This is a genomic window from Pseudoalteromonas sp. T1lg76, from assembly GCF_002964725.1.
Lineage (GTDB): Bacteria > Pseudomonadota > Gammaproteobacteria > Enterobacterales > Alteromonadaceae > Pseudoalteromonas.
Genome location: NZ_PQCE01000022.1, coordinates 14,470 through 26,840, shown reverse-complemented (window position 1 = coordinate 26,840; position 12,371 = coordinate 14,470). Strand labels below are relative to the sequence as shown.

Here is a 12,371-nt window from a genome sequence, read left to right as displayed (position 1 = left end):
TTTAAGTCGTTACCTTAATGCCTTAACGATTTCCGCTTGATATTGCGCTTTGTCGAAGGTGAAGACATCAAATTCACGGTAATCCCAATGCTGTGTGCTTTGGGCGTCGCGATAGGGGTTATGCCAATGCTGCCAGCACACATAGTCGTCGGTGCAATACACCTGGGTAAGTAAGTACCAACATTCCCACTGTCCGCAATCACAGGCCAGTGGCATCAGGGTTGCCTTGTTTTCCAACATGCGCTTGCTGATATCGTCAAGGCCCAGCGCCGCTCTATAGGCGCCACCTATGTGGGGATCAAAGCGCTGTTCGAATTGCTTTACCAGCTCTAGCAAGGGTGTGCCGTCTATCAGCACTTCAAATACCTCCCCCAGGCTTGAGTAGTTGCCACAAGCGCGTAGTCTCAGGGTATTGATCATTTTCTGGCGTCCATCACCTTATCAATATTATCCGATACTAGCTTGAAAACGCCGCGAAATATACCTGGTTGCCGGGTACTGTGCTGTCTGTCGACTAAGCTTAAACTGAGTGAAATTACCACAGCGAGTCAAATTTATGAGTGTTCCTGCTATTCCACCAGGCTTTCATGCCGTTACCCCCTATTTGATTATTGATGGTGCCGTGCGTGCCATTAGCTATTATCAAGAGGTCTTTGGGGCCGAGTTAGTGATGCAGATGCCCATGCCCGATGGTGGCCTTGCTCATGCCGAGCTGATAATCGGCGACTCCCATATTATGCTGGCGGATATGTGCCCACAGCCGCATTTTCAAAGCCCACATGCCCTAGGCGGCACGCCGGTGAGTTTAATGCTGTATGTAGAAGATGTGGATGCTGTGTTTGCCCGGGCCATTGCCGCCGGAGCCAAGGAGCTGCGTCCGGTGCACGACCAATTTTATGGCGATCGTGCCGGTACCTTGGAAGATCCCTTTGGTCATGTCTGGACCATAGGCACTCATAAGGAAGATCTCAGCGAAGAAGAGTTACTGCAGAGAATGGCGGACTTTATGAGCCAGCAAGAAGATGCCTAATTTTTTAGACCTTTTCGGGTTGCGATTGTAGAGGCGGGGGTCCACCAACGACCTTTGAATCTTAGCAAAAGATAACCCAGATCAAATGCAGGGTGAAATTCTGCGCTCGGGTGCGGCCTGTGAGTTACAGTCCTCACCCGTTATGGTATATTGCCGAACATGCTGATTTTTCAGCATATTAGACTGTATTTCGACTTCTGCTCGACAATATATCCAAGCATAATTCTCTCTATTTCGGTCAAGTTTTCTGGTGCGCAACCTTATTCACCCCAGTCATGCAAAAGAGTGGTCGCAAAGCTCTAGGTTTTTAGTAATAGCTCTTGTGGTGCTGGGGCTGTCGCTGCTTATTGAGCGGCTCGGGCTGGTCAGCATTATAGAGCACTATATACTGCTGCATTCTTTTTTGGAGCTTGTCTCCATCATAGTCTCTGTGCTTATCTTTGCGGTGGGCTGGAGCGCACGCAGCTATATTAAAAGCCCGACCTTTATATTTGTCTCCGGGGTGATGCTTTGGGTTGGCGTACTCGACTTTCAGCATGTGTTTTCGTTCCAGGGGATGCCGGAGTTTATTACCCCAGCAAGCGCCGACAAGGCAATTAACTTTTGGTTTGCCGGGCGCATATTTACCGCCGTTGCCATTATTGCTCTGGCAGCCCAGCCCTGGCTGGCCTTAGGATCTCGCAGCATTTATCCATCCTTGATTGTCGCCGGCCTGAGCACCACGCTGGTGAGCTATGTGTTTTTATTTCATCCTGACTGGCTGCCACCTAGCTATATTCCCGGGCGGGGGCTGACCGACTTTAAACGCAATTTTGAGTATTTCTTGATGGCCCTGTATGCCTTTGCGGCATTACTCTTTTTATTGCGTTTGGCGCAGGTACGACAGAGCAGAAATTTAAGCCATTTGTTCGTGGTCGCCGTGCTTATGGTGCTCAGCGAATATTATTTTACCCTTTACACTCATATCAGCGACACCCTAAACCTCTGTGGCCACCTCTATAAAATTGTTGCCTATATTTTGCTTTATCAGGTGCTGTTTGTGGAAACCATTACCCGGCCATTTCTTGATCTTGAACGTTCGCGCCATCGCCTGAGTGCCACCTTAAGCGCCTTGCCTGAACTGGTGTTTGAAATTGACGAACACGGCAAAATACTGCGCAGCCATGCCAAAGAAAACGAACCGTTTTTACTGCAGGGGGAGAGTATAGGGCGCAGCATTTACACCTTGTTTGCAGGCAAAGATCAAACCCGCCTATATAACACAGTGGCCGCGGCCAAGCGTCAGGGTATGGCCGAGGTGGAGGATATAGTGGTCGCCCGGCAACAACAGCAACGCCATTACCAATGCGTGGTGGTGAAACTGGCCGAGCAAGGCAGTGCGAATTATTTGGTGGTGGTGCGCGATGTCAGCGAACGTGCGGCGCAAGTCGATGCTCTGGCCCATGAAGCCAGACTTAAAGAAGGCTTGCTGGGCTTATCCGATGTTGCTTATAAGGGCTGTGAGTCGGCATTACTGAGTCATGGGGTGAGCTATGCCCGCTATCTGGTTCCTTGCCAAAGTATTGGCCTGTATGCGGTTAATGACGACGGGACTTACCAGTTGCTAGCTGGTGAAGGGCAGTTCAAGGTGACACAGGCCCTGGATTTATTGTCACAACTGTCGCCGCAGCTAGGTACGCAAGAGCATGTTTTACATCCTCATTGGCAGGGGCAGTCAAGCCAAGAGAGTGAGTTATCGGCGCTAGGGGTCGTAATGGCGGTGCCGGTGCGCGATCAGGAGGTACTGCGCATGGTGATCTTGCTTAGCAATGACCTGCGCAGTTTTAGCGACCGTGAGGTAGAGGCTATTACCATTTGGTCCCAGGCCATTTGGCATTGGTTAAACCGCCTTCGTCAGGAAGAGCGTATGCACACCTTGTCATTGGCGGTTGAGCAAAATCCGCACCCGATTTTAATCACGGATACAGAGGTTAAAATCGAGTATGTGAACCGCGCTTATGTGGAACTTTGTGGCTTTTCGCGCGAGCAGTTGCTGGGCAATGATCCGGCTATTCTCAGCTCGGGTAAAACCGCGCCTCAGGTCTATCAGTCCATGTGGCAAAACCTGACTGCCCAGCAACCTTGGGTGGGGGAGCTGATCAACCGTAACAAGCAAGGGCAGGAGCTGATCGAGCGTACCACCATCTACCCGATCAAGGATAAAGACGGCAAGGTCAGCAAGTACATCTCTTTTCAGCATGACATTACCGCTCAGATAGAAAACGAAACCAAGATACATCACCTGTCTTACTATGATCAGCTCACCGGGCTGGCCAATGGCAAGATGCTGCTGCATGTGTTTGCATCTTTGCGCTCGAAGAACAGGCTGACCGAGGGCGCGCTGCTGTTTATTGGTCTGGATAACTTTAAGGTGCTCAACGAAGCTCTGGGTTATGAAAAGGGCAATTTGATCCTCAAAACCCTGGCTCAGCGGCTGCTCAATTTAGGTGATGAAGACGAATTGATCTGTCGCTTACCCGGTGACCGTTTTGCCTTTTTAATGCCTTATGCCAAGGCCAACAGTGCCTCATGCAAGGCTCAACGCGTCCTCGAATCCCTGCGCACGCCGATTAATATCGACGGTAAAAACATGGTGCTCACCGCCTCCATTGGTGTGGCGCTTTATCCTCATGATGGCGATAACAGCCAACGCTTGCTGCAACTGGCCGAGGCGGCGCTGTTTGAAGTGAAAAAACGTGGGCGCAACAACTTCCTGTTTTATGCGCGGGAGATGAATCAGCATGCGTCGCGACAACTGCAGGTGATCAATGCCCTCAACATGGCGCTGTTGGAAGATGAACTTTCCCTGGTCTTTCAGCCTCAGGTGCGTATAGATTCCCGTCAGGTGGTCGGCGCCGAGGTGCTGCTGCGCTGGCACTCATCTGAGTTAGGTCAGGTTTCCCCTGGCGAGTTTATTCCTGTGGCAGAAAGCGCAGGTTTGATCAAAGCCCTGGATGCCTGGGTGTTTAGGCATGCGCTGGCGCAAATAAAACAATGGCTGGCAATGGGAGTCGAAGACCTGGTGTTTGCCGTTAATCTATCGGCAGCAAGTTTTGAAGACCAAGGATTGCTGGGCGCGCTGATGCGCGAGCTTGAGTTTTATGAGGTGCCCGTCAGCTGTATTGAGCTGGAGCTCACCGAAGCCATCGCCCTGATGGATCCGGACTCGGTACTTAAGCGCATTAATTCGCTGCGCGCCGCGGGCTTTAGGGTGTCCATCGACGATTTTGGTACCGGCTATTCATCAATGAGCTACTTAAAGCGCTTCGCTGTCGATAAGCTGAAAATAGATAAATCCTTTATTGATGATTTGGCCAGTGGCGAGCCAGCGGATGTGGCGATAGTCAAGGCCATGGTACAACTGGCCAAGGCGCTCAATATTGGCAGCATAGCCGAGGGCGTCGAAACCGAGCAGCAGTGGCAATGTCTGGCTGAGCTGGGTTGTGATCAGGTACAGGGATACTGGTGTGCCAAGCCGTTGGCGGCTGAGGACTTTGTTGCCTTTATCGCACGTTGGGAATAAACCGCGGGGCGAATGAACGCCCCCGCAGGTTGCCTTGACCGCCGAGTTAACGCCCTTGCAGCTGCTCGCTTATCTCGGTAAAGATGCTGGCATCATCTATGGTGGAGGGGATCTGCAGCTCTTCACCATCAATCAACTGGCGCAGGTTCTTGCGCAATATTTTACCCGAGCGGGTTTTTGGTAAGCGCGGCACGCAGATAATATCCCGCAGGCAGGCAATGGCGCCTATGGTGGAGCGTACCGAGGCTCTAAGTTGCTGCTCGACCTCTTCATGACTGCCGGTGAAGTCGTCTTTAAGCACCACCATGGCCATGGGGATTTGCCCCTTAAGGCTGTCATGTATGGCAAACACCGCGCACTCGGCCACCGCCGGGTGAGCCGCAACTATCTCTTCCATTTCACCGGTAGACAGGCGGTGACCGGCCACGTTTATCACATCATCGGTGCGCCCCATAATAAACAGGTAGCCTTCCTCATCGAAGTAACCACCATCGCCGGACAGGTAATAGCCCGGATACTGGCTTAAATAGCCGCTTTTAAAGCGCTCGTTATTTTGCCAGATAGTCGGCAAGCATCCGGGTGGCAGCGGCAGCTTAATGGCCACGGCGCCATGCTCATTGGCTTCGCATTGCTCACCATGGACATCGAGTATCTGTACATCAAAACCCGGGGTGGGCACTGTGGCGCTGCCTGCCTTGGTGGGGAGGGCCTCAATGCCGATGGGGTTGCAGGCGATGGCCCAGCCGGTTTCGGTTTGCCACCAGTGATCCAGCACCGGCAATTGGGTGTGCTCTTTTAACCACTCATAGGTGGGCGGATCCAGACGCTCGCCAGCGAGGAACAAGCGTTTTAGACTTGAGGTGTCGTATTGCTTAAAACCTTGAGCGCTGGGGTCTTCTTTTTTGATGGCACGAAATGCGGTTGGGGCGCTAAATAAAGCTGTAACCTTGTAGTCTTCAACCACGCGCCAAAAGGCGCTGGCATCTGGGGTACGCACAGGTTTTCCCTCGTATAGCACGGTGGCGCAGCGATAAATCAGCGGCGCATAAACTATGTAGGAGTGGCCTACCACCCAGCCTATATCCGAGGCCGCCCAAAATACCTCCCCTGGGCGCATACCGTATACGGTTTCCATACTGTAATGCATGGCCACCGCATGGCCGCCGTTCTCACGCACTACGCCCTTGGGTGTGCCCGTGGTGCCTGAGGTTGTAAGAATATAGAGGGGATCGGCGCCGGCGACTGGCACAGCGTCCACGCTTTGAGCGTGACTCATGGCAGTAGCCCAGTCAATATCGCGGCATTCGCTAAGCGGCGCATAGCATTGCGGGCGCTGGTAAATAACACAATGCTCGACCTTATGTTGAGCCTGACTAACGGCCTCATCGAGCAGCGGCTTGTATTCGATCACCTTATCGACCTCAACCCCGCAAGAGGCGCTGAGGATCAGTTTTGGTGTGGCATCATCAATACGCACCGCTAGCTCATGGGCGGCAAAACCACCGAAGACCACGGAGTGAATGGCACCGAGGCGGGCACAGGCCAACATGCCGATCACAGCTTCGGGGATCATAGGCATATAGATCACCACGCGATCGCCTTTACCAACTCCCAGCCCTTGCATGACCCCGGCAAACTTACTCACTTCTTCGAGCAATTCGCTGTAACTGTACTGACGCTTGCTGTCTGTGACCGGCGAGTCGTAAATCAGCGCCGTTTCATTGCCATGGCCGTTTAACACATGCTGATCCAGTGCCAGGTAGCTGGTATTAAGTTCGGCATCGGCAAACCAGTGATAAAAGCCATGCTCATCCTGATGATAGGCTTGCTGCGGTTTCTTTAACCAGGCAATGCGCTCGCTTTGTTGCAGCCAAAATTGCTCTGGATTATCACTAAAGGCGCGATAGGTGCGTTGATATTCGCCTGACATACAAGGCTCCAAAATAAAATTGTGAGAGTGTTAATAAAAATAGGAGCTTTTCGCGCTGAGCAAAATGCGACCATAGTCGGCAGTGGCGAGGGGATATTTAGACTAATAAATCTTGTGGCGACTGCGTGTACCACCGCCAAAAAAAGTTATGTCATTAAAATTTAAAGGATAACAAGCGTATCCCTATTATCGGTATTGTTAATTTACTGTTATGCTAGAGACGTTTGCTTAGGGAGTATTATGCTTCCCTAGTCGTCAATTTTAGACAAGGATTTTTGGGGGGACCCATAAGTGCTAGAACAACAGGAAAAAATAATGAAAACAATTATCTCGACATTGGCGTTGTTAACAGTTGCGGCTCCGGCAATGAGCAACCAAGTATTTCAGGATAACAGCTTGGTCGTTGCCAGCGACAATATCTTGTACGAATACAATAACGGCGCCTTGATATCACAGCGAAACATTCCGACCAACAGTGCCAATGAAATGGCACGTGATATCACCATACTGGATGATGGTCGAGTTGCTGTATTTAACGGCACCTTTACCCCTGAGTTGTCGGTCTATAACGGTGAAAACTGGCAGAGCTTCACCATGTCTGGATGGAGCACAGCGAATAACCTGTCTTATGGTGGCATAACTGCCATTGGCGATGCAGTATATGTGACCGATACTTACACTGCCTACGACGGAGCAGCCAAGGGTGTAGTTAAGTTTGATTTAGCTAGCGGCAATGCGCAGCGCATTATCGATGACAGCGACTATATCGATATCAATGTGGGGCTAGATGGAAAGTTGTATGCTTTGCAAAACACCTATGGTGCTCTTGATGTGATAGACCCAGCCAGTGGCACAGTGCTGCGCAGCCTGGCCTTGGGTCATACTTCTTCGTCGCGTGGTGTAGCCGCCGATGCCGAGGGCAATATATATATGGTGAGCTGGAGTGGCTATGTTGCCCGTTATAGTGCCGATGGCACCCTGGTTAACACCTTGGAAATTGGTGGCAATCTACACGATATTGATATCGACCACTCGGGTCGTGTAGTAACGGGCAGTCGCTTTGGTCAGGTGTATGTCACCGATACCAACTTAAGTGACTTTACCGAGCTGTTTGTCAGCACCAGCAATGCCTTCGTGGCCACTGTGCCATCGGTATTGCCACCAGCAGCACCCGTGTTGCAAGGTACTGTGCAAAATGCCGGGCGCGATATTCAAACGACCCTGACCTGGAGCACAGAGGCCGAAGGCGTCGATGTTTATTTTAATGGCCAATGGCTGGAGTCGGTGACCGATAGCAACAGCGCTACCTATTGGTACTTTAAGAAGCAGTCTCAGGAATTTATGGTATGTAATATTGGCACCGAGGATTGTTCGGCGCCCTTTATTGCAAACTAATTAGACATTCATAAAAAGGCCACCTTGCGGTGGCCTGCTTATTTACTTGGGCATATTCATCACTATGCGCCCGGTGATCTCGCCTTTTTCCATATCCGCGAAGATATCGTTAATATCATCAAGGTCCTTCTCGGTAATAATGGCTTTGACCTTGCCGCGGGCGGCAAACTCTAAGCATTCCTCCAGGTCCTTGCGGGTGCCGACGATAGAGCCGACCACGCTGACGCCATTGAGTACGGTATCAAAAATAGGCAAGGGCATGTCCTCCGGCGGCAGGCCGACCAGCACGCATTTACCACCGCGGCGCACCACATCATAGCTTTGCCTAAAGCCGGCTTTGCTTACCGCGGTACAGACGCTGCCATGCACGCCACCGCTGACTTCTTTAATGGCATTGACCACATCGTCGGTTTTAAAGTCGAAGAAATGTTCGGCACCCAACTGCTGCGCCAGTTCACGTTTGGCTTCACCCGTGTCCACGGCCACAACCCGCATGCCCATGGCCACGGCATATTGCACTGCCAGGTGTCCAAGGCCACCGACGCCGAAAACGGCCATCCATTGTCCGGGCTTGGTCTCGGATACCTTTAAGGCTTTATAAGTAGTGACCCCGGCACAAAACAGCGGTGCGGCATCCGGGTAGCTTAGTCCTTCGGGGATTTTCACCACATAATCACCATGGGCGGCGCAGTATTCGGCGAAACCGCCATCGACGGAATAACCTGAGTTTTGTTGCTCCAGGCACAAGGTCTCCTTGCCATCGAGGCAATATTCACAATGTCCACAGGCGCTGTAAAGCCAAGGGATCCCAACTCGGTCGCCGAGCTTTAAGTGGCTGACGGCACCGCCGAGCTCAACAATTTCACCTACACCTTCATGGCCTGGAGTAAGAGGGAGTTTGGGTTTGACCGGCCAATCGCCGTGGCAGGCGTGTAAATCCGTATGACACACCCCGCAGGCATGAATCTTCACCAGCACCTGATGGGCGTCGATAGTAGGCTTGGCTATTTCTTCAATGCTTAAAGGGGCGCCAAAACTATGGGCAACTGCTGCTTTCATAATGAATCTCCTTGTTTTTGTCATCATGAGGACATCTCTAGCTTAGCGCTAAAGTCACGGCATAATTTGCTTGGCCGTCCATGCTAGTTGTACCCCAGTCCAGTAATCGCTGTTATGATCTGGGGCAAAGGGATTAGATAAATAAACGCGTTATGGAAAGAAGAATCATCAAGATATTTATATGCTTAGCTATTTTCTTAGCGCTGGCGCACGGGGCCAATCAGTTGCAGGGAAAGCAGCTGGAGTTACCCGAGCCAGTAGCCGCCTGTATAACCTGGCTGCAGCAATTATTTGGCTCAAAACAAGCCTCGCTTTCAGCTCCAGCGCCGCTGCAGAATAAATCGCCTTTAAACACACCGACTAAACCCACACAAGCTCAGCCCGGTATCGGAGCTGCTACCGGAAAGAGTGGCGAAAACAGCGTCGTGGCGACAAAGGGCAATAAGCATAACCTTGGGCAGCGTTTTACCTGTACCGACACTTCCTTAGGAGAGCTCAAGGTGCAGCAATTTCAGGGTATTTACACCTGGACTGATAGTCAGGGCGTGCGTCATGTCAGTGACCAAAAGCCCGACTTTGAGGTGCAGCAATATCGGTACGAGGGTGCTGATGTGATGGATTACTTTGCCCTTGAGCTGATTGCGCCGAGTATGAATAGTGAATTTAGAGCCCGGCTCGAGTCGACCTTAAATGGTGTCTTTAAAGCCTATAGTCAGGTGGTAGGCAGGGAGGCGATGCGTAAGGTTGATCTGCGCCTGCATGTATTGCCGACGCGCAGCAGTTACCTGGCAGCCATACGCCGCGCCGGCAGTACTTCCTCAAACAGCGTCGGCAGTTATTTCGGCCGTTCCAATGAAGCCTATATAGAATACCGGGGTGATGTTCAAACCATGCGCACGGCCATACATGAAGCTGTGCATGCCATAAATCACGCCGTATTGGGGAATACGCCTTCTTGGCTCAATGAAGGGTTGGCGGAGTATTTTGAACACACCGAGATCGAGCTGCAATTGGTGATGGTACATCCTAACCCAAGTTGGGTTCGTGATGGCTGGCTACAACAGAGCGTTTATAGCCCGGGTCATTTATGGCAAGCGGAAGCCTTGTGGCAAAACGATGGTGATAGTAGCAAGTTATATCGCTCCAGTTGGGCGTTTATCAGCTATTTACTGCATAATCCTGAGGGCAGAAAGGCGTTCAAGCGAGTAGTCAGAGCGCAAGTGGCGCAGCGCTGTCAGAAGCTCAGTGCTCAGCAGGTACAGGGATTAGTTCCCGTTAATATCAGGCAAGGCTTTAGCCGCTGGCAGCAAGGTGAACTCAGCGGCCATAGATACTAACCTTTGAAGACTGAGTACAAGTAACCAAATAACCTAAATAACCTAAATAACCATGAATAATAAGGTGCCGGTATGGATCAGACTCAAGCCCATAATTATTTGCTCAATAAGCCACAAACCAAGGTCGAGCAACCCTTTGGCGAAGGGGTTGATGTATATAAGGTAGCAGGTAAGATGTTTGCCACTTTAACGCTGCGTGCAATCGACGATGGCGAACCCATGTGGCAAATGAACCTCAAGTGCGACCCGGATGAGGCGCAGGCGCTGCGCGATATTTTTAGCGCCGTGTTGCCCGGATACCATATGGATAAACGACTTTGGAACACGATTATGTTAGACGGCAGCATTCCTAAAGGGGAAGTCGAGCGCATGATGGATAACTCTTACCTCTTGGTGGTGGCGAAACTAACGAAAGCCAAGCAGCAAGAGCTTTTGACGCAGTTGGAGCAGCGCTAGGCTGTTAACACGAATCACTTTGGTAAAGCGCCGACTAAATGGCGCATAATGATGTAGGGAGACAAGATGGGAATTTGTGGGCGACTGATACATAAAACACGGCGCTGGATCCACTCTCGGCATATGCTCTCAAGCGTGACCCTGGCTTCGTTTTTAGAATCGACCATAGTGCCCATTCCCTTGGAAGCGCTCCTGGTGCCGCTGATGCAGGCGCGGCGCGATAAAATCTGGGCCATCGCTTTGGTGGCAACTCTGGGTTGTATGCTCGGCGCCTTGTTTGGTTATGCCCTGGGCTATTATCTTTTCGATATGCTGGGTGATTGGCTAATCGAACTTATCTCAACCCCGGAGCAGTTTGCCGAAGTCAAAGCGCAAATGCACAGCCAGGGCTTTTGGTTTGTGCTGACCCTGGGGATAGTGCCTATTCCCTTTCAAATTGCCATGTTGGCGGCGGGGGCGACTCATTATCCCCTGTGGTTATTTTTCCTTGCCACCGCTATAGCCCGCTCGTTGCGATATTTTGGTCTGGCTTTGGTAGTGTATTACGCCGGTAATAAAGCGGAAAAGGTGATCCGCAAACATAAGCTCAAAGGCATTGCTGCCCTGAGTGTTTTGGTGCTGGGCACCTGGTGGTTGGCGAGCAGCTGGTCGACTTCCGGCGTTAGTTAAAACGCATGTGCAAAATTTGCTAAAAAGTGGTGATAAATACGTAAACGTGGTCATTGCTACCGGCACTTGTTATCAGGTTTTATTTATCTATATGATTTATATATATTTTTAATCTTGGTCTAAAGTTTGCTGTAAAAGTACTAGCCTATATAGGATTACTCTTTAAGGAATTGAATTATGTCGGTACCCGTTGCGGATAGACCCCTAGAGCAGGTTAAAGAAGAAGTCATAGACCAGCTTATACTTAATTACAGCCATGGCGAGCTCTCTGCCGAGGCATTCGAGCGCCGTTTGGATGCAGCCTATGACAGCACGGATCAAGAATATCTAGTGACCCTGGTTGCCGATTTACCATTGCAAGCAGACCCGCGCTATCAAAGTGAAAAGGCGGCCCGTTTGCGCCCACAATATGGTCGTGGCGATGAGCAACCGATAGGTGAGTCCATCACCACCATTTTAAGTTCGGATCACCGTGGCGGTGATTGGGTGGTTCCTAAAGAAATACAGATAAAAAACGTGCTTGGGACCTTGGAGCTGGACTTCAGTAATGCCATCTTCAGCCACCCGGACGTACATATTTACCTTAACTGCTATTTGGGCTCCTGCGAGATTTATGTGCCAGAGGGCGTTGATGTGGTGACGCAAACCACCAATATTATTGCCTCCACTAGCAATCAGCGGGTGGCCTTAGGTCCGCGGGATCAAGACCGCCAACGTCCGCGTATTTTACTCACCGGCCGTAATGTTTTAGGCAGCGTCGAAGTCAGCGTAAAAAGAACCATGAAAGAAAAATTAAAATCCTTTGCCGACAACTTGCGCTCCCTGTTTGATGACGGTTATGGCAACGGCAATGATAAAAGCGATAAATATTACTAACTTATGTTTTAGTGACTATACTTAGCAATGCTGTAATTAGCAGCTCCCAGGTTGCGG

At 50.9% G+C, this 12,371-nt stretch carries 10 protein-coding genes; 7 read left to right on the top strand and 3 right to left on the bottom strand.

Annotation, left to right across the window (positions count from 1 at the left end; translation table 11 throughout):
• Positions 1-9: 9 nt before the first annotated feature.
• Positions 10-420 (bottom strand): hypothetical protein, encoded by a 411-nt coding sequence (locus tag C2M35_RS08725; protein ID WP_105265113.1) that lies wholly within the window; start codon positions 418-420, stop codon positions 10-12.
• Between the two features lie 136 nt (positions 421-556).
• On the opposite strand from C2M35_RS08725, the gene C2M35_RS08720 reads away from it, so the two are divergent.
• Together C2M35_RS08720 and C2M35_RS08715 are read left to right on the top strand one after the other, a co-directional pair.
• Positions 557-1,030, top strand: a complete 474-nt coding sequence (locus tag C2M35_RS08720; protein WP_105200936.1) for a VOC family protein — start codon at positions 557-559, stop codon at positions 1,028-1,030.
• 250 nt (positions 1,031-1,280) lie between these two features.
• Positions 1,281-4,592, top strand: a complete 3,312-nt coding sequence (locus C2M35_RS08715) for a bifunctional diguanylate cyclase/phosphodiesterase (protein ID WP_105265112.1) — start codon at positions 1,281-1,283, stop codon at positions 4,590-4,592.
• A 46-nt stretch (positions 4,593-4,638) separates the two neighbouring features.
• Here C2M35_RS08715 and C2M35_RS08710 read toward each other — a convergent pair whose 3' ends face one another.
• Positions 4,639-6,522 carry a propionyl-CoA synthetase gene (locus tag C2M35_RS08710; protein WP_105265111.1) on the bottom strand — a complete coding sequence of 628 codons (1,884 nt, stop codon included), beginning with the start codon at positions 6,520-6,522 and terminating at the stop codon, positions 4,639-4,641.
• Positions 6,523-6,837: 315 nt separating this feature from the next.
• Here C2M35_RS08710 and C2M35_RS08705 point away from each other — a divergent pair, with 315 nt between their 5' ends.
• Positions 6,838-7,917, top strand: coding sequence for a hypothetical protein (locus C2M35_RS08705; RefSeq protein WP_105265110.1), 1,080 nt, complete (start codon positions 6,838-6,840; stop codon positions 7,915-7,917).
• A 42-nt stretch (positions 7,918-7,959) separates the two neighbouring features.
• On the opposite strand, the gene adhP is transcribed toward C2M35_RS08705, so the two are convergent.
• Positions 7,960-8,976, bottom strand: a complete 1,017-nt coding sequence (gene adhP / locus C2M35_RS08700; protein WP_105265109.1) for an alcohol dehydrogenase AdhP — start codon at positions 8,974-8,976, stop codon at positions 7,960-7,962.
• A gap of 152 nt (positions 8,977-9,128) precedes the next feature.
• On the opposite strand from adhP, the gene C2M35_RS08695 reads away from it, so the two are divergent.
• The 4 genes from C2M35_RS08695 to C2M35_RS08680 all read left to right on the top strand — a co-directional run bounded on the left by C2M35_RS08695 (position 9,129) and on the right by C2M35_RS08680 (position 12,314).
• Complete coding sequence (locus C2M35_RS08695; RefSeq protein WP_105265108.1) at positions 9,129-10,313, top strand: DUF1570 domain-containing protein; 1,185 nt, start codon at positions 9,129-9,131, stop codon at positions 10,311-10,313.
• A 72-nt stretch (positions 10,314-10,385) separates the two neighbouring features.
• Positions 10,386-10,769, top strand: coding sequence for an MmcQ/YjbR family DNA-binding protein (locus C2M35_RS08690; protein WP_105265107.1), 384 nt, complete (start codon positions 10,386-10,388; stop codon positions 10,767-10,769).
• Positions 10,770-10,835: 66 nt separating this feature from the next.
• Entirely contained in the window at positions 10,836-11,438 is a 603-nt protein-coding gene (locus tag C2M35_RS08685; protein ID WP_105265106.1) for a YqaA family protein, read from the top strand.
• 177 nt (positions 11,439-11,615) lie between these two features.
• Positions 11,616-12,314, top strand: coding sequence for a LiaF domain-containing protein (locus tag C2M35_RS08680; RefSeq protein ID WP_105265105.1), 699 nt, complete (start codon positions 11,616-11,618; stop codon positions 12,312-12,314).
• Positions 12,315-12,371 lie beyond the last annotated feature (57 nt).

Excerpts from the sequence above, each read along its gene's own strand:
- C2M35_RS08685 (WP_105265106.1), top strand. The coding sequence starts at position 10,836 with ATGGGAATTTGTGGGCGACTGATACATAAAACACGGCGCTGGATCCAC.
- C2M35_RS08680 (WP_105265105.1), top strand. The coding sequence starts at position 11,616 with ATGTCGGTACCCGTTGCGGATAGACCCCTAGAGCAGGTTAAAGAAGAA.
- C2M35_RS08710 (WP_105265111.1), bottom strand. The coding sequence starts at position 6,522 with ATGTCAGGCGAATATCAACGCACCTATCGCGCCTTTAGTGATAATCCA.
- adhP (WP_105265109.1), bottom strand. The coding sequence starts at position 8,976 with ATGAAAGCAGCAGTTGCCCATAGTTTTGGCGCCCCTTTAAGCATTGAA.
- C2M35_RS08690 (WP_105265107.1), top strand. The coding sequence starts at position 10,386 with ATGGATCAGACTCAAGCCCATAATTATTTGCTCAATAAGCCACAAACC.
- C2M35_RS08720 (WP_105200936.1), top strand. The coding sequence starts at position 557 with ATGAGTGTTCCTGCTATTCCACCAGGCTTTCATGCCGTTACCCCCTAT.
- C2M35_RS08705 (WP_105265110.1), top strand. The coding sequence starts at position 6,838 with ATGAAAACAATTATCTCGACATTGGCGTTGTTAACAGTTGCGGCTCCG.
- C2M35_RS08695 (WP_105265108.1), top strand. The coding sequence starts at position 9,129 with ATGGAAAGAAGAATCATCAAGATATTTATATGCTTAGCTATTTTCTTA.
- C2M35_RS08725 (WP_105265113.1), bottom strand. The coding sequence starts at position 420 with ATGATCAATACCCTGAGACTACGCGCTTGTGGCAACTACTCAAGCCTG.